The following is a 17,302-nucleotide window of genomic DNA, read 5'->3' on the forward strand; positions in this document are numbered from 1 at the left end:
GTTCCGGCGATCACCTGCATCCTGGTGACGCTCCCGAACCGGACAGACAAGCTGGCGAGGGAATGGACACCTGCGGCACCTGCGACGGTTGCCGGCTGCTTTCCACCGGCCCGCCGTCCATCCGCCTGCCCGCCACCGAAGATCGAACAGGCTGGATCGGCGAACCCGTCGATGTGGGCGATGGGATATTGACGGCAGCAACGGGCGGCAAAGGCTGTGGTTCCGGCTGCGCGGGCGTGACGGCCGCCACGCGGCGGACCGGCCGGACGGGCACACTAGCGGTCACTTCGCCGCCGGGCCGCATCGGCACATCCTCCGCCTTCATGGGATAGACCGGGCTCCCGGGTCGCCCGAGATTTTGATCGACGGCCCGCGGCGTGCCGTAGGGGTTCCAGCTTGGCGAGGCATAGGTGCCGGTAATGGTGTAATTATACATGACCGCCAGCAGCCGCTCGACGCTTGCGCCAGATTGGCAAAGACGCAGCCGCACCTTGATGCGTCCTAGATTGCGGAAGTCCTGCCGCATGCTTTCCGGCGAGCGTATGTCCTGCCAGCCATAAAGGCAGCTATCGTCGCCGCGGCCGTGGCCGGCGGCATAGGAAAACGCACCATAACCGTTCTGCAGGTAATTTGCCGACATGGCTATGTTTTCGCCCGGAAACTCGGCGCGGATTTCCCGCGCGACGGAAGATGCCCGGAAACCGGAAAAAGCCAGGGCGTCGCCACCGGTATCGCCGGCCTGTTGCGGGCCGAAAAACTCAGCCTTGATATAATTCTGCCCGGGGGTCGCGGCCTCAGAGCGCAAAATGACCTGCTGCGCCACGGCGTTGGAATAGGTGCGGTTGACCACGGTGACGATTTCGGGACCGCCGGGCGGGGGGAAAACCAGCGCCTCGGAAGGAGACGCCATCTGCGCGCCGCCGAACGACCGAACGCCCGCGGGAGTATTGCAGCCCGAAAGAACCGCAACGGAGAACAGCAATGAAGTATAGGCAGAAAATTTCACTGCCTTGCGCCCCTTTGTTTCCCCAACGCCGCCCAGGTTAAAAGGAGACCGAATCACTAATGACCAGACCATTGCTACGAAATACGTGAGGACTACGAATAAGCAATCTCAAATTTGCGTTGTAATTTCTGACACTTTATGAATCGCGAATCGCCGTTGCGGCCCTCATCTCCCACGAAAGAAGGGGAACTAATGACGCCGCCAGGGGTTGGCGTCCTGTCAGGCCGATAATTTTACGGTTGCAGCGCAATATGTCCCATGGTCTACTTGCGTCTATTATTACGTGTTTTTATTGGTCAAATTTTTAATTCAACTGTAAAAACAGAGAGTTACCATATGACAGTGCAATTTCCGAGCATCGCGCAGACGCTTGCCGAAGAGATCGGAACATTACGCAAATGGCTGGATAAAGACGCCCTGCCCCTGTGGTGGGAGGCGGGTTCGGCCCGCCCGGATGGCGGCTTTTACGAGCGTCTCGGCCAGGATGCGAAGCCGGTTTTTTCCGATGACCGCCGCGCCCGCGTGCAGCCGCGTCAGGCCTATTGTTTTGCCGCCGCCGGCCAGCACGGATGGCAGGGGCCGTGGAAAGATGCGCTCCTCCACGGTCTCTCCTGGTTCGAGAAGGTTTATCGCCTTGAAAACGGCCTTTACGGCAACCTTGCCGACCAGACCGGCAGGCTGATCGACCCCTCTTTCGATCTTTACAATCAGGCCTTTGCGCTTTTCGCCGCCGCACAGACGGCCGCCAGCCTTCCCGAGCGCAGGGACGAGATGCGCGGCCGGGCGCTCGATATTCTTGCCATCCTCGAGCGCGACTACAGACATCCCATTGCGGGCTTCGAGGAAGAAAACCCGCCTCGCGCACCGCTCTGCTCCAATCCGCATATGCATCTTTTCGAGGCGATGTTGGCCTGGGAGCTGCAGGACCCGCAAGGCCCGTGGTCGGCGCTTGCCGATGAGATTGCCGGTCTGGCGCTAACCCGCTTCATTGATAGCGGCAATGGCGGGCTGCGCGAGTTCTTCGCCCATGACTGGACACCCCACGACAGCGACAAGGGCCGGATCATGGAGCCGGGCCACCAGTTCGAATGGGCATGGCTTCTGGTGCGCTGGGGCAGCCTGCGCGGAAACGATGAAGCGATCGACAAGGCAAAACGCCTGTTCCAGATCGGCGAAGAGCACGGCATCTGCGCGCGCCGCAAGGTGGCGGTGATGAGCCTCTACGACGATTTTTCGGTGCATGACGGGCTGGCGCGGTTATGGCCGCAGACGGAATGGCTGAAGGCTTCGGTGCGGCTGGCGAGCGTCACGAACGGCGAGGAGCGGCAGCGTTACCTTGCCTCCGGTCTCAGCGCCATCGGCGCGCTGCAGCCTTTCCTTGACACGCCGGTCAAGGGGCTCTGGTTCGACAAATGGCCGGCCGACAGGCCGATGCTCGACGAGCCGGCGCCGGCAAGCACCTTCTATCACATCGTCTGCGCCATCTATGAGGCCGAGGCAGTGCTGGCGACGGCTAACTAGTATTGGAGCACCGGACGAGCGGCATCGCCGCTCGCCGGTTTTCGACGTCGATCAGGCCTTGGCCGGGCGCACGACGCGCCAGTCCGGTCTGCCGAGATTGTGCGGCCAGGAATGAACATCCTTGTCGTTGAAATAGACGACCTCTTCCAGCTTTGGAAAATCCGCCTGTTTCAGCGTCACGTCGTTCATCCACGGACGAACATAGGAATCGCCGCCTTCATAACCCAGTTCGGCAACCCAGACCGGCTTGTTGAAGGTTTCGACAAGTCCATAGCCCTTGCGCAGCAGATCGGTGAAGGTCTTCGGTCCGCCATATTCGATCTTGTCGTACTCCTCGAGACCGAAGACCGAAAGGCCGACCAGATCGGCGTAACTATCACCGGGGTAGTAGGCCTGCAGACCCTCGAGACCTTTCGGTGACCACATCACCTTGACGCTGGGAACCGCCTTGCGGGTCATGTCCACCATGCGTTTATACGCCGTGATGTAATCACGCGGGTTCCAGCCCGACCACGAGAAGCGGCCGGACGTGTCTTCCATTTCCTGTCCCCAGCGCAGGATCAGCGGGCTTTTCATCGCCGACATGCGCGCGGCGATCGCCTGCATGTTCTGGTCATAGTCACCTCTCATCACCTTGCGGCGCAACTCGTCGGAGGTGAGCCGCCAGTTAACGTCCCAGGACCAGGGTTCGACCGTGATCAACACGTTGCGCTTGCGCTCCAGAGCGTAGGCATCCGCAAGTGCGAGACTGTCGAGATCCACGTCCTCCCAGGGCAGGAACAGATGTTCCGACGCCACCCCGGTCTGGGCCGTGAAATCACCGTGCGGATCGTAGGCGCCGAAACGGATGCCGTCCGCATGCAATGTCGGTCTTTTGTCGGCAAGTGTCTTCATGCCCGTCGACGTCATGGGGGCGACACCCTGTGCGTCGAGCTTGAGCACCGGATACATGCCGGCGGTAAAGGCTGCGGCGGCACCACCTGCGAACAAAAGTTTTCTTCTTGTTATCTGCATGACACCTTACTCCCTACCTTGTTGCCGTCATCGCCTTGTCGTAAGCGGCGATCTGCGGCGTGACATCGTCCTTGCGGACGAGTTTGAGGAACTCATCGCCAGGGCGTGGCGGGTTGTGCCGGAACACGTACCATGGCCCGCCCTGTTTGCGCTGGTAGAGCACCTTGCCAATGCGGCCATGGTCGAAGCAGGTATCGGCCTTGCCGTTTCCTGCCGCGCTTTTCCAGGTGGCGCGCATGCACAGGGTGCCATTGGCATCGACGGTCCAGCGGCCTTCACCGATGGACTTCTTGCCCTTTTCTTCCGTTGCGGCGACGAATTTGCGGCCATCGGCAATGAAGCGTCCGCCGCCCGTTTCCCATTTCCAGGTCTTGTCGAAGTACATGTCCACGACTTCGCTGGTTCTGAGCGGTTTCGGCGTCTTCGTGCCGCCTGCAGCGTGGACGGCGCTTGGCACGACCACCGCAAGACAGAGTACGAAAGCGGAGAATCCGCATTTGCTTATTGTTGTTTTCATCACAGCCTCCTCCTTCATTGTCCGACCCTATTGTCGGCCAGCATGATCTCTCCGGTTGTCACCGCCGGCGGCGGCACCACCATGGGTTCCGCCTGCATTTCCTGCGGTCCACGCAGTCCCGGCACGGCGATGCGCAGTTTCAGACGTACCGATCTGGCACCCTCCACGCCCGCGCCGGCGACCGTGAACCGCGTTTCAGTGAAACTGACATAGGGTTGCCCGTGCGACAGGGCTTCCAGCCCGCCGATCGCATGGGAGCTGAGTTCTGCGGCACTCCCCGCCACCAGCAGCAGCGAACAGGCAGCGGCGGTCGCTCCCCCACGCAATGCCGGCAGCCTTGGCACGCCGTTTTCCATCGCATGGCGGATGAGCAGAAACACCGAAAGGCCCGCATAGATCGCCACATTGAGGGCGGCGAAGACGAAGAAGCCCTCCGCCCCGTTTTCACGCGGCGCCAGAACCATGGCCACAAGGCTGAGCGCTGCCAGAAGAATGTAAGGCGCGACGACCCTCAGCGGCAGCGGCGGTTTTGCCTGCGTGCCCTTCGGCGTGATGCGGAAATCGACGAAATCGCCACGGATCGTGTCGCGTATTGCCGCCAACACACCCATCAGCGACCAGGGCCAGCGCAGGAACAGAAACACTATGGCTTCCCAGCTGAAGAGCTTCGCATCATGCGGGCGGAATGCGCCCGTGGCACGCCAGAAGAACGCAAAGACGATCATGATCAGCGAAACCGGCAGGAAATGCGCCAGGAACGCCGGATAGGACGCGTTGACCAGCACATCACCGCGCATCAGCGCAACGGCGGGAAGCACGAACATCAGCGCCATGAAGCCGGAAAACAGGGGATACCAGAGCTGCGAAAACAGGAACTGGAACTTCAGCCGCGGCGACAGCTTCGGCACATAGTGCCGCGAATATTGCAGCAGAATGGTCATAAGGCTACGCGACCACTGAAACTCCTGCACGATGAGATCGGCAAACGTCACCGGTCCGTCGCCATGGGCGATGGCGTTGACGGCGTGAACACCGCGCCAGCCGCCGGCGTTCATCAGAAGCGTGGTGGAATGATCCTCGGCAAGCTCCGGCCCCAGGCCGCCCACTTCATGCAGGGCCTTCGTGCGCACGGCGTAGTGCGAGCCGATGCAGAGCGGCGCCCAGCCATTATTGTAACCCAGCTGCAGCGCGCCATGCAGGCTCGCCTCGGCATATAGCCTGCCGCGCGCCGCCCAGCTTTCACCTGCATTGGCATCGCAAATGCTCGGGGCCGAAACATATCCCACCTTCGGATCAGCAAAGGGACGGATGATCTCGCTCAGATAATCCGGTTCCGGCACATGGTCCGCATCGAACTGCGCGACGAAATCATAACGCCGATACCCGTAATGGTCGTAGAAATAGGCGAGATTGCCTTCCTTGCAGCGCGTGCGCCGAGGCCAGCTCTTGCGATGATACTCGGCGACACCCTGTCGGGTGGAAACGAAAACGCCGTGCGCGCCACACCATTTCAGCGTTTCCGCATCCGGAGCCTCGTCGGCAAGCCACACGTCGAACTCCAGGCCCTTCTGCTCCAGCATCGCGAGCAGCGTCTTCTGCACCACGGCGAAAGGTTCCGACGGCGCCTTGGTGACGACCATCGCCACCCTGCCCCGTGGCAGAGGGGAGCGCCGGTCGACGACCCTTGCGTTGAGAAAGATGAAGATGAAATAGGACGGCAGAAGCGTGATCCACGCGAGCGTGATCGTGACGACGGTATAATAGGGCCAGTCGATGACGCGATCGCGATCAAGCCACCAGATCCAGAAATAGGCGAGCGTCACCATCCATCCGCCGATGCCGAGAAGATAGGTCATGCGGTTCCAGCCGGCAAAGACCGGCAGCATCCGCAGATCGCTGGTGACTGCGACGGCGCGGGCCGAGGGAACGGAAGGGGTTGAACGGGCTTTCATGACCGCACCTCCAGTCCGAAACCGGGACCGGCCGTCCGGATGATGGTATCGATATCCGAACGCTTCGGGATAAAGCCGAGCATCTCTTCCGCACGCTTTATATCCGCAAACAGGGCTGGCGGATCGCCGGCACGCCTCGCACCGAAATGAACCGGCACTTCCTGCCCCGTCACGCGGTGGATCGCCCGGATGATGTCACCGACGGATGTGCCGTGACCGGAGCCGAGATTGACGCGCAACGTCTCGCCACCCTCGGCAAGATAGTTGACGGCGGCGACATGGGCATCGGCCAGGTCGCTAACATGGATATAATCGCGAATGCAGGTGCCGTCGCTGGTGTCGTAATCCGCCCCGAAGACATCCAGTTGCGGCAGCCGTGCGGCAGCCGCCATCAGCGCCCGCGGGATCAGATGGGTTTCAGGCTCATGCCGTTCGTAAAGCTCACCGTCCGGATCGGCACCGGCGGCATTGAAGTAACGCAGGGCAACGAACCGCAGACCATAGGCCGCAGCATAATCATCAAGCGCCATTTCGAATATCAGCTTGGTGCGCCCGTAAGGGTTGACCGGCATTTGTGCCGTTTCCTCGCGGATCGGCAATTGCGGCGGAACGCCATAGGTGGCGCAGCTGGAAGAAAACACCAGCCCGCCGATATTCTGGTCGAGACAGGCATCCAGGAGCGCCAGGCTGCCGCCGACATTGTTGCGGTAATATTTGCGCGGATCTTCGACGGATTCGCCGACATAGGCATTGGCGGCGCAATGAATGACGAAGGCCGGCGAGAATTCCCTGAGCGTGGCCTTCAGGAGACCACGATCCAGAATATCCCCCTCGATGAAGGGACCCCAGCGGACAGAATCCGCGTGACCCGTCGAGAGATTGTCATAAGCGATGGGCTTGAAGCCGGATTGGGCCAGCGCCTTGCAGATGTGGCTGCCTATGAATCCGGCCCCGCCCGTGACGAGGATTGTGCGGGGCATCTCATACGGCCTCCGCTACAGTCTTGCCTGCCAGCAGTGCATCGAAATAGACGATAGTTTTTTCCAGGCCGATTTCGAGCGGCACGCGCGGCTGCCATCTCAACAGTTCCTTTGCCCGCGAAATATCGGGGCGACGCTGCTGCGGATCATCGATCGCGGCGGGCAGATGCACGATGCGCGACCGGGAACCCGTCATGCGGATGACGATATCGGCGAGCTGCCGCACCGGAATTTCCGTCGGGTTGCCGAGATTGATCGGCCCGGTGCAATCCTTCGGCTTGGCCGAGAAGCGCAGGAAACCGTCGATCAGGTCATCGACATAGCAGAAGGAACGGGTCTGGCTGCCATCGCCGTAAATGGTGATGTCAGCGCCCTTCAACGCCTGGACGATGAAGTTCGAAACCACACGTCCGTCATCCGGGCGCATACGCGGCCCATAGGTGTTGAAGATGCGTCCCACCTTGATATCGACACCGAAGCTACGGTGATAATCGAAAAACAGCGTTTCGGCGCTGCGTTTCCCTTCATCGTAACAAGCTCGCGGCCCGATTGTATTTACATTGCCGAAATAGGTTTCCGGCTGCGGATTGACGTGCGGATCGCCGTAGACTTCCGAGGTCGACGACTGCACTACGGTTGCACCGCATCTGCGCGCTACCTCGAGCACGTTGACGGCGCCAAGCACATTGGTGAGCAGCGTGCCGACGGGATCGCGCTGATAATCTGGCGGTGAGGCCGGTGAGGCGAAGTTGAAGATCAGCGAGACATCGATGTCATAGGGTTTGCGCACATCGTGCTCGACTAGCAAAAAACGCTTATTGTCCCGCAAATGCGCCACATTCGCAGTGCGCCCGGTCGAGAGATCGTCGAGACAGATCACCTCGTGACCGCAACTCAGCAGGCGTTCGCAAAGATGGGAACCGAGAAAACCGGCGCCGCCATTGACGAGAACACGTTGGCCAGGCCTCCACTCGGAGTAGATGGTGACGCCGTTGTCATGTTCGTTGGGAACGAAATTACGCATTACACACTCCTCCCCATGATGAATCAGCGCAGCTGATTCAACTAAACTGGATCAAACTCCCGATTGTACGATATCTTGAATATCACCCTCCGGTTTTTACTTCTTCTGGAGGTTTTAATATTTCGATTCGATAAATTTCAACTTTCATGATAGGCGTGGCAGAAAACTGGTCAACTTAATTTCATCAAAATATTACAATTGATTACCCAAAATTACTCAAAATATCCTCTTGATTTAATACTTTTTAACTACGCCTCCATTATGCCTTTCTTATTGAGCATTAGCGCAAGCTTCGCTCAACCAGTCGGGGCTATCCTGGTTTTGTAAGGCTCGGTCCACCGGGAACAAAACCGCCCGGCGAGATGCGACAGACAGTCGATTTCAGGGGACACACATGATGAATGAAATGCCTTATTCCCATGGCGGCAAAGCAGCCCGCCATTGTCGTTTTGCGCTTGTTGCCGCAGCACTTGTAACTTTCACTTTCGCGACGGCTTCATGCTCAGTGGTCGAAGACGCCGTTCTCATCAAGACCGCGTCGGCCAATACCGCCACGATCAACAGCCGGGTTGCTCCGGCGAAGGCGTCCTACGGTTATCAAAAAACCGGCAACGCAGCCGTTACGCTTGTTGCCGATGCCTCGGGCACACCCGCGGCATCGCGGCAGTCCTATTCGGGTTCTTCTCCCTATATCTGCTCACCGAGCGGATTCGGGCAGAAATCCCGCTGCTTCCTGAGGCCCTGAGCCTCCTGGAGAGAAACCGGAGGGAACTGGCGTCCGGACGGCTCTAGCCGCCCCGACGCTCAGTTCTTCCAGCCGCCGGAGAAGGTCGTGTCTTCGTCTTTGTTGAAGAAGCGCGACGCCGCCTCCGTGCGGTTGCGCACGTTCATTTTCTTATAGATATTGCGAACGTGAACCTTGACAGTGTTCTCGGACAGATGCAGCCGATCAGCGATGATCTTGTTTTGCGTTCCCTTGCAAAGCAGGTCGAGGATTTGCACCTTGCGCGTCGTCAGCGCGGCCACGTCACCCCTGCTCGCAGCAAGGGCATCGGCACGATTGGCGATCACGGCATTGCTTTGAACGCTCTTACCATTGATGGAAGGCGAATAGGGCGTGAGCTTGCCCAGAAGAGCTGCGGGAAAATGTTCCCCGCCCTTCATAAGCAGATCGACGGCCGCCATAAAGACATCGAGCCTGAGATTGAGCGGCAGCACGCCATCAATGACGCGCATTCCCACCAGCCTTTTCAGCGGCTCTTCGAATTTGTCGATGGTTTCGACGACGAGCGCGATCGGCGCGTCGGGATGCTTTTCCCGAACCTCCGAAAGAACGGCATGAAGGCGCTCACCGGACATCCGGTAAGGCAAAACCAACCGCACATTGTTACCGTAATCGTCCTCGATCCCCCCTGACGAGGTTATACTCACCACCGCGAATGTAGGGAACTTTTTGCCCAGCGCCTCCATGAGGCACTCGGAAAACAGGTCCGGATCCGCGATGACCAATAAAGTTCCATTTATAGGAGCAACGGCGTTTTTTTGTTTTGCCGCATAATCTGAAGTTCCCATGAACATTGACGCCTCCCTAAAGCGCTTACGCATTACGTTCTTTTGGTTGTGCAGTCTGTTGTCCGTCGAGTATCTTTCCCCTGGATCTTTAGGGGCCTCTCCCCGCCTCAGGCCATGTCAACTATTATTAATCACCCGTTAATTAACACACGCTAATACGAAAAGCTGTGTAAATAAATGGCCCAAACGGGTTATTTTTTACAATTGACATACAAAATAGGTTACGCCGAGATAGAATCATTCATCCGGCAACCCGCTGCAAAAACAAACACATCGGAAAAGCTTTCGCTGTGGTTTTGCAATCCTGGAAAATATAACTTTTAGTTGATATCCCTTTACATAGCTCGCCGGCGAAAGACCCCCGGAGCTGTTCCGTTTCGGGATAATGGCCTTTTCCCACCGAAATAAACCATGTTTTTCGAAAAGCCGCGTTTCTCCCGGCACAGCGGCATTTTTCTACGGCCAAACCAGCGAAACGGACCGCCGGACCACCGCTCGCGACATATATATTCGGGATGGGCGCCGATGTGTTTAGCCCGAATTGATATCTAGGAAGCGCAATTTTTCTGCGGCACAGTCTGACCGTCGCTGAACGGCGGCCGATGGAAAGACACCTCCGGCCTTGACGTGTGTTTGAAAACGCCGGTCCCTTTTCAAGAAATATGCAAAGCGAAAAAGACGAAAGCCACCGCGCTCCCCATCGGAGCGAGGAACGGATTTGTGCGCCGTTTTACCGAGTAGCGCACAAGGGCTGAACGAAAAGAGCCCGGTCACGGGTCAATACCGAACCGCAGATGATGCGTACCGAGTGCATCTGCAAACATCAATCTTAATGCTATCAGGAGCAAGCGCGAAAAAATCCCGTTTGAGATGAGAGGGATTTCGAAAGCTGCTCCGAGCTTTTCGGAGGAAATCGAAATGGGTTATAATCCAAAGTCCGGCGACGATATCACCAAGATCGGCGCGCTTTCCGATGGTTTTGCCAACACGGCGACCAACGACGCCAAGGTGGAAGACAGCAACGTCGGCACCGCAAACGGTGAAAACCGCAACAACGACAACAGCGACAACAGCACCAATGTGGATGTTGACGCCAAGGTCGATGTTTCCGCCAATAACGGTGACAATCGCGACAACGACTATGACTGGAGCTATGACAGCAAGTCCTATAGCGACAACGACACGAGCACCAAGACGAGCACCGAAACCAACACCGATATCAAGGTCGACTACGACTGGAGCTATGAAAGCAAGTCGTACAGCGACAACGACACCAATGTGAAGACCATTACGGATACGGACACGAAGACGTCCAACTATTCCGACAACGACACCTCCACCAAGACCACAACGACCTCCGACAGCTTCAACTCCGCTGACAGTTTCTACAAGTCGGATGACGACTTCGGCAACATCACGGGCGTCAAGGATGTCGGCAATCTCGGCATCGCCGGCGGAGACCTCACCTTCAACCTCGGTGACGACTTCTCCTTCACGCTGGACGTTGACAACATCCTCAACGGCTCGCTCAATGGCGACGGTAACGACACCGGCTTCAGCATGGTGCAGGCCAACCACCTGGCAGATCAGGATGAGGCCTATGACATCAAGATGCAGAATGGCGGTGCGGAAAACCATCTGAGCGCCAATGCCGGTGACGCCTTCGGCGCCGAAGGCATCGACGGCAAGGGATGGGACCTCAAGGCCGGCGACGACGCCGCAGGTACCAGCACTGCAGATGCATCGGCAATCCTTGCAAATTCCGGCTTCCATCTGGAACTGGTGCAGGGTGCCAACATGCTCTCCAACGCAGTTGACGCCACGATCACAGGCGGTAACTCGCATGTTTCTGACGTCGGTGAGGATCACTCCTGATACCCACCTCTTGACGAAAAGAGCTGCACCGGCACCCGCCGGTGCAGTTCGCGGTTGAAGGACCGGGTTTGCGTAAAACGAAGCACCGCCTCTGAGACGTGTGCCATGCGCAGCCCCAGGCTCTGCCGCGATGATCAGGGAGGGACCTCCAATGCATATCGACAAGATTTCGGACATGATTGCGCATTTCATCGGCCTGTTCGACACGGTGATCGAGGATGCGCGTCTGAGAACCAACTATAGCGAGGGCCCGGCACGTTCTGATCCGGACCGCCTGCCGGACGATGAAGCGGCAAAGCTGCTCGACAAGAACTACGACGTGCCGCTGCAGGACTACGACCCCGGCGTCAAATACAGCGCCGGCTATTATGATTTTGACTATATCCGACCGCATTTCGCCCGCGCTGTCGAATACGACATGCAGCAGCTTGCAAATGCCATTCCGGTCGATATTTCCGCCGCTCATTTCCGCTTCCCGGGCCGCCTTTCCTTTGAGGAAGAATATGAACTGGTGGTTCACCCCGGCCCCGGCTCGGTCATCGCGCATGTAGCGCAGGTCAATATTCTTCAGGACGACGACTATCTGAACATGACTGATGGCCCCTATGTGTGGCGCGACACCAGCTTCGTGACAGAGCGTACCGTCGAGTTCTACAATGAAGCAGCTATCTTTACGCCTTTTTCCGTTTTCCAGCGCACCGACAGTTACGATGCGCTGCAGGCGCTCGCCAAATCCGCGCACGACTATATCGACCATGCCCGCGAAAACGATGTCACCTCGCTTGGCACCGGTGCGGACCAGGATTTCGTTCTGGCCGGCAACGATATCGACGGTATTTACGTCAATGGCTCGATAGCCAGCGAAAAGCCGATGCTTGATGACTACATGCCCGATCGCGGTATCGCCAAGCCGCCGGAAGAGCCGGAAAAGAGCGATGTTTCGCTGCATGAGGATAGCCCGGCCGGCAACAGCCTTGATGTCGCCGCAGGCGCCAACGTCGTCGCCAACATCGCTACTCTGGTCAATACAGGCGTCATGACTTCGGTGACCGCCGTCATGGGCGATTATCATCAGATCGACGCCATCACCCAGGCCTATATCTATAGCGACCGGGACGAGATCGACTCCGTGTTCACACACTCGGAAGATCAGGCGGCGACGGTTGCCTTCAACATCGCCAGCTTCGAGCGCACCATCTATCCCGGCGCGGAAAACGCAGCAGCGGACAGCCAGGAAACGGGCGCGCCCCCAATATTCCCCACCGCCTGGCGTGTCAGCGTGCTGGAAGGCGACGTTTCCTTCGTGCACTGGATCGAGCAATACCAGTTCGTCAGCGACAACGACACGATGACGATAACCACCTCGGGCGCTACCGTCAGTCTGCTGACGGGCGGCAACGCCGCGCTCAACATTGCGAATTTCCTCGGCATCGGCATGCAATACGACCTGATCATCGTCGGCGGCAATGTGCTGGACATGAACCTGATCAGCCAGATCGCCGTGCTTTACGACAATGACTGGGCGCGCGCCAATCCCGATGCGCCCGATGGCGCCACCATCCAGTCCGGCAACAACCTTCTGTGGAACGATGCCGCCATTCACAATGTTGGCAGCAACGACCGTTTTGAAACCATGCCTGATTACATGACGCAGACGGTCAACGCGATCAACGCGCGCGACCCCAACATGCCGGATGCGCTGGCTCATGACGTCAATTTCGCCGGCTATGAGGGGCTGAACGTCCTCTATATCACCGGCAATCTTTATGATGTCAGCATCATCAAGCAGGTGAGCGTGCTGGGCGATTCCGACGACGTGACGCAGGCAGCCGCCAAGGTTCTCGAAAACAACGAGGACGCCACCGTCCACATCGATACCGGCAGCAACGCCGTCGTCAATCTGGCGCAGATCGTCGATTACGACAGCTTTGGCTCCACCACCTATGTCGCCGGCGGCGTTTATTCCGATGCCATCCTTATTCAGGGCGGCATCATCGAAAACGACACGTCGCAACCCCAGCAGGGTCAGCTGGCAAACGAGGTCATCGCCTTTCTTCACGACGATCCCGCCACCATCGAAAACGAATCCGATGGCGTCATCAATGCCGGTCACGACCTGTCATGGTCGAACGGACATTCGGCCGACGTCATGCAGGCGGTGACCGCGTAGATTTGGCTGGCGGGGCGACAATCGCGTCCCGTCACGGCCGAACCGCAAACACCGTGAGATCACCGAGGGGACCGATAAAAAATGGATCATATTTCAAGAAAAACCATTGCCGACGGACGCTCGCTGGACTTGCCGCTGGATCAGGAGGCGGAAGACAGCAAACTGACGGACGCCTGTATTTCAGCCATCAATGAAGCTGTCGAAAACCTGCGCCAATTATCCGGCGCGGAACAGGCCGCAAAAACCATTTCATCACCAACGCAGATCATTCCCCCACAATCTCTTCCCCAACCTCATGCAAAAATAGAACAGGCGGAACAGCTACGCGACGTTCCCACGGAAAAGCCGGCGCCTCAGCAGGACCGGCAACCCGTCTCTCCGCCGGAACCACATGCCAAGATCGACAATACCGACCTGCCTTTCGTCAAGACCATCGATAACAATGAAGGGCCGATCCGTGAAAACGAGCGCCGGCCGGTAACGGGTGGTGGCGGCAAGGAACCGACGGACAATGGCGGTGGTGGCGGCGGCGGTGGTGGTGGCGGAAGCAAGAGCGGTTTCCATAAGCGCAGCGAGCCGATCAACTTCGCCGCAAGTCTCGCCAAGGGCATCGCCGCCGTGCGACGCAACATGGTGGTGGTGATGCTGTTCACCGTCGCCATCAACGTCCTGCTGCTCGCCATCCCCCTTTATCTGTTCCAGATTTCCGACCGAGTATTGACCAGCCGCTCGATGGATACGCTTGTCATGCTGACGGTTGCCGTGCTCGGCGCGGTTCTGTTGCAAGCCTTCATGGACGCCATCCGCCGCTTCATCCTGATGCGAACCGCCGTCGAACTTGAGGTACAGCTTGGCGCGCCGATCCTTTCGGCCGCCGCCCGCGCCTCCCTGCATGGCAGCGGCAAGGACTACCAGACATTGCAGGACTTGCAGCAATTGCGTTCGTTCATCACCTCCGGCACCCTGATCGCCTTTCTCGACGCACCGCTGATGCCGCTTTTTATCGTGGTGGTCTATCTCGTCCATCCGCATCTCGGCATCATCATCATGGTCTGCTGCGCCGTGCTGTTCATTATCGCCTGGCTGAATCAGCGCTTCACCGCGAGACAGTTTTCCGAGGCGTCCGGTTATCTCAGCCGCGCCAATTTCCACCTCGACTCCATGTCGCGCAATTCGCAGATCATCAATGCGCTGGCGATGATACCGGAAGCGGTGAAGATGTGGGGGCGCGAAACCGCAGGGTCCCTGAAATCTCATGTCGCGGCGCAGGATCGCAACATTATGTTCTCGGGCGTTTCCAAGGCGGCGCGCATGATCACCCAGGTAGCGCTGCTTGGCTGGGGCGCGCATCTGTCGCTATCAGGTGAACTGACCGGCGGCATGGTGATTGCGGCCTCCATCATTTCCGGCCGTGCGCTGGCGCCCATCGAAGGGGCAATCGAGGGCTGGCACCAATTCAACAAATCGGCCGCCGCCTATGGCCGCATCAAGCAGCTTCTCGTCAATTCGCCGCTGAATTTCCCGCGCCTGCGCCTGCCCAATCCGGAAGGGCGTCTCGACGTGGAGCGCATCCTCTTCGTGCCGCCGCCGCAGAAGAAGGTGATCCTGAACGGCATCTCCTTTTCGCTGAAAAAGGGGGAATCGCTTGCCATCATCGGCAATTCCGGCTCCGGCAAGACGACGCTCGGCAAGATGCTGGTCGGCTCGATCCTGCCTACTTCAGGCAATGTGCGCCTCGACCTCATGGATCTGCGCAACTGGGACCAGCGGCAGTTCGGTGAAAGCATCGGCTATCTGCCGCAGGACGTGCAGCTTTTTCCGGGCACCATCAAGGCCAATATCTGCCGCATGCGCGACGATATCGAGGACCGGCAGATCTATGAGGCAGCTGTGCTTGCGGATGTGCATGAGCTGATCGCCGGTTTTCCGCAGGGCTATGAGACCGTGGTCGCCGCCGACGGCGCGCCGCTTTCCGGCGGCCAGAAACAGCGCATCGCGCTTGCCCGCGCCTTCTTCGGCGACCCCAAATTCGTGGTGCTGGACGAGCCGAACTCCAACCTTGATACGCAGGGCGAACAGGCGCTGGCCAAAGCCCTGCTGCACGCCAAAAGACAGGGCATCACCACCGTCACCATCACCCAGCGCCCGGCGCTTCTTCAATGCGTCGACAAGATCATGGTGCTGAAGGACGGATCGGTCGCCATGTTCGGCGAAAGGATGGATGTGCTGAAGGCGCTTTCCGGCAATGGCCGCCCGGCCAGCCAGTCCCCGCAGATCGAGGGTTGAGGACCGTCATGTTCAAGAAGAAAAACGCCGTTGCCGAAATCAAACCCCAGGGCCAGCTCGAATGGTATAGCGAAGTGCCGCGCTCGATCCGCCTGCATAGTTCGATCGGTCTTGCCGTGCTGCTCGCTTCCTTCGGTGGTTTCGGATTTTGGGCCGGCACGGCACCGCTCTCCTCTGCCATCATCGCCCAGGGTAGTTTCGTCGCCACCGGTAACAACAAGGTCGTCCAGCATCTCGAAGGCGGTATCATCAAGGAAATGATGATCAGCGAAGGTGAAACAGTCAAGGAAGGCGACGTTCTTCTGACGCTGGACAAGACGACGGCGCTTGCCAATGAACGCATGTTGCAGATGAGACGGCTTCGCCTCGAAACCATCGTCACGCGCCTGCGCGCCGAAGCGCAGGGGGAAAAGGGCTTCAAGGTGCCTGATATCGTCATGAAGGAAGCCGGCGATCCTGACATCAACGCCATCATCCAGAGCCAGAACATCGTGTTCCACAGCAAGCTCGTCAAGCTGGAGGAACAGCTCAACCTGATCGACAAGAACATCCGGTCGCTGGAGTTCCGCTATGCGGGTTATGACGGACAAAAACAGTCCTTCGACCGGCAACTGGCACTTTTGACGCAGGAGCGCGATTCCAAGGAGAGGCTCGCGAAGGATGGCGTCATCCGCAAGACCGACATGCTGGCGCTGGAGCGCGCCATTGCCGATGTGATGGGTGACATCGCCCGGCTGAGCGGCGAAATGAACCAGAGTGAGGCGGAGATCGCCAAGTTCAGGCAGGAAGCGATCATCGCCGTCAACGCCAACAAGCAGGCGGCGCTCGACGCGCTGGAAATTGCTGAATCCGATCTAGACAGCGTACGCGAACAGGTGCGCGGCGCAGCCGAAGTGCTGGAACGCACCATCATCCGCTCTCCCGTCAACGGCACCGTGGTGCGCGCCTATTATCACACGCCTGGGGGCGTCATCACGACAGGCAAGCCGATCATGGAAATCCTGCCCGCCCATGTTCCCCTCATCCTCGAGGCACAGGTGCTCAGGACCTCCATCGACCAGCTGCATGAGGGGCAGACCGCCGCGATCCGCCTCTCGGCACTCGACCGCCGCACCACGCCGGTTCTGAATGGGAAGGTTTTCTACGTTTCAGCCGATAGCATCGAGGAAAATGCCGGTCTGCAGGTCAAGGACGTCTATATCGTGCGCGTCCAGATACCTGACGAAGAGATCGCCAAGGTCCATAATTTCCATCCCGTGCCCGGCATGCCCGCCGACGTGCTGATCCAGACCTCGGAGCGTACCTTCTTCGAATATCTGACCAAACCGATCTCCGACAGCATGTCCCGCGCCTTCAAGGAAAGATGAAGAGATAACAGGGATTTA

General features: G+C 58.6%; 13 protein-coding genes. 6 read left to right on the forward strand and 7 right to left on the reverse strand.

Annotated elements, in window-relative coordinates:
- Positions 1-10 precede the first annotated feature (10 nt).
- Entirely contained in the window at positions 11-910 is a 900-nt protein-coding gene (gene bcsN / locus AC5I5B_RS09760) for a cellulose biosynthesis protein BcsN (RefSeq protein ID WP_112958650.1), read from the reverse strand.
- Positions 911-1,342: 432 nt separating this feature from the next.
- Between bcsN and AC5I5B_RS09765 the strand changes: the two genes are divergently transcribed.
- Positions 1,343-2,527 (forward strand): AGE family epimerase/isomerase, encoded by a 1,185-nt coding sequence (locus tag AC5I5B_RS09765; protein ID WP_112958613.1) that lies wholly within the window; start codon positions 1,343-1,345, stop codon positions 2,525-2,527.
- Between the two features lie 51 nt (positions 2,528-2,578).
- On the opposite strand, the gene AC5I5B_RS09770 is transcribed toward AC5I5B_RS09765, so the two are convergent.
- Genes AC5I5B_RS09770 through AC5I5B_RS09790 form a run of 5 tightly spaced genes read right to left on the reverse strand, consistent with a single transcriptional unit; the run spans position 2,579 to position 8,014 of the window.
- A complete protein-coding gene (locus AC5I5B_RS09770) occupies positions 2,579-3,541 on the reverse strand; it encodes a glycoside hydrolase family 26 protein (RefSeq protein ID WP_060724773.1) in 963 nt (320 codons plus the stop codon).
- Between the two features lie 13 nt (positions 3,542-3,554).
- A complete protein-coding gene (locus AC5I5B_RS09775) occupies positions 3,555-4,058 on the reverse strand; it encodes a DUF995 domain-containing protein (RefSeq protein ID WP_003506364.1) in 504 nt (167 codons plus the stop codon).
- 14 nt (positions 4,059-4,072) lie between these two features.
- Entirely contained in the window at positions 4,073-6,010 is a 1,938-nt protein-coding gene (locus AC5I5B_RS09780; protein ID WP_112958612.1) for a glycosyltransferase family 2 protein, read from the reverse strand.
- Positions 6,007-6,990 (reverse strand): UDP-glucose 4-epimerase GalE, encoded by a 984-nt coding sequence (gene galE / locus AC5I5B_RS09785; RefSeq protein ID WP_003506360.1) that lies wholly within the window; start codon positions 6,988-6,990, stop codon positions 6,007-6,009. The genes AC5I5B_RS09780 and galE overlap by 4 nt, the downstream gene beginning before the upstream one ends.
- 1 nt (position 6,991) lies before the next feature.
- Positions 6,992-8,014: a UDP-glucuronic acid decarboxylase family protein gene (locus AC5I5B_RS09790; protein WP_003506358.1), complete on the reverse strand. Its 1,023-nt coding sequence runs from the start codon at positions 8,012-8,014 to the stop codon at positions 6,992-6,994.
- Between the two features lie 394 nt (positions 8,015-8,408).
- Between AC5I5B_RS09790 and AC5I5B_RS09795 the strand changes: the two genes are divergently transcribed.
- A complete protein-coding gene (locus AC5I5B_RS09795; protein ID WP_020011870.1) occupies positions 8,409-8,759 on the forward strand; it encodes a hypothetical protein in 351 nt (116 codons plus the stop codon).
- Positions 8,760-8,818: 59 nt separating this feature from the next.
- Here AC5I5B_RS09795 and AC5I5B_RS09800 read toward each other — a convergent pair whose 3' ends face one another.
- Complete coding sequence (locus AC5I5B_RS09800) at positions 8,819-9,592, reverse strand: helix-turn-helix domain-containing protein (RefSeq protein ID WP_495752618.1); 774 nt, start codon at positions 9,590-9,592, stop codon at positions 8,819-8,821.
- A 912-nt stretch (positions 9,593-10,504) separates the two neighbouring features.
- On the opposite strand from AC5I5B_RS09800, the gene AC5I5B_RS09805 reads away from it, so the two are divergent.
- The 4 genes from AC5I5B_RS09805 (at position 10,505) to AC5I5B_RS09820 (ending at position 17,284) form a co-directional block, all read left to right on the forward strand.
- Complete coding sequence (locus AC5I5B_RS09805; RefSeq protein WP_003506352.1) at positions 10,505-11,461, forward strand: hypothetical protein; 957 nt, start codon at positions 10,505-10,507, stop codon at positions 11,459-11,461.
- A gap of 151 nt (positions 11,462-11,612) precedes the next feature.
- Positions 11,613-13,631, forward strand: a complete 2,019-nt coding sequence (locus AC5I5B_RS09810; RefSeq protein WP_111780236.1) for a hypothetical protein — start codon at positions 11,613-11,615, stop codon at positions 13,629-13,631.
- An 81-nt stretch (positions 13,632-13,712) separates the two neighbouring features.
- Positions 13,713-15,917 carry a type I secretion system permease/ATPase gene (locus tag AC5I5B_RS09815; protein WP_112958610.1) on the forward strand — a complete coding sequence of 735 codons (2,205 nt, stop codon included), beginning with the start codon at positions 13,713-13,715 and terminating at the stop codon, positions 15,915-15,917.
- Between the two features lie 8 nt (positions 15,918-15,925).
- Positions 15,926-17,284, forward strand: a complete 1,359-nt coding sequence (locus tag AC5I5B_RS09820) for an HlyD family type I secretion periplasmic adaptor subunit (protein ID WP_003506347.1) — start codon at positions 15,926-15,928, stop codon at positions 17,282-17,284.
- Positions 17,285-17,302 lie beyond the last annotated feature (18 nt).

It is taken from the genome of Agrobacterium sp., assembly GCF_059499945.1.

Excerpts from the sequence above, each read along its gene's own strand:
- bcsN (WP_112958650.1), bottom strand. The coding sequence starts at position 910 with ATGGCGTCTCCTTCCGAGGCGCTGGTTTTCCCCCCGCCCGGCGGTCCC.
- AC5I5B_RS09765 (WP_112958613.1), top strand. The coding sequence starts at position 1,343 with ATGACAGTGCAATTTCCGAGCATCGCGCAGACGCTTGCCGAAGAGATC.
- AC5I5B_RS09770 (WP_060724773.1), bottom strand. The coding sequence starts at position 3,541 with ATGCAGATAACAAGAAGAAAACTTTTGTTCGCAGGTGGTGCCGCCGCA.
- AC5I5B_RS09775 (WP_003506364.1), bottom strand. The coding sequence starts at position 4,058 with ATGAAAACAACAATAAGCAAATGCGGATTCTCCGCTTTCGTACTCTGT.
- AC5I5B_RS09780 (WP_112958612.1), bottom strand. The coding sequence starts at position 6,010 with ATGAAAGCCCGTTCAACCCCTTCCGTTCCCTCGGCCCGCGCCGTCGCA.
- galE (WP_003506360.1), bottom strand. The coding sequence starts at position 6,990 with ATGCCCCGCACAATCCTCGTCACGGGCGGGGCCGGATTCATAGGCAGC.
- AC5I5B_RS09790 (WP_003506358.1), bottom strand. The coding sequence starts at position 8,014 with ATGCGTAATTTCGTTCCCAACGAACATGACAACGGCGTCACCATCTAC.
- AC5I5B_RS09795 (WP_020011870.1), top strand. The coding sequence starts at position 8,409 with ATGATGAATGAAATGCCTTATTCCCATGGCGGCAAAGCAGCCCGCCAT.
- AC5I5B_RS09800 (WP_495752618.1), bottom strand. The coding sequence starts at position 9,592 with ATGTTCATGGGAACTTCAGATTATGCGGCAAAACAAAAAAACGCCGTT.
- AC5I5B_RS09805 (WP_003506352.1), top strand. The coding sequence starts at position 10,505 with ATGGGTTATAATCCAAAGTCCGGCGACGATATCACCAAGATCGGCGCG.
- AC5I5B_RS09810 (WP_111780236.1), top strand. The coding sequence starts at position 11,613 with ATGCATATCGACAAGATTTCGGACATGATTGCGCATTTCATCGGCCTG.
- AC5I5B_RS09815 (WP_112958610.1), top strand. The coding sequence starts at position 13,713 with ATGGATCATATTTCAAGAAAAACCATTGCCGACGGACGCTCGCTGGAC.
- AC5I5B_RS09820 (WP_003506347.1), top strand. The coding sequence starts at position 15,926 with ATGTTCAAGAAGAAAAACGCCGTTGCCGAAATCAAACCCCAGGGCCAG.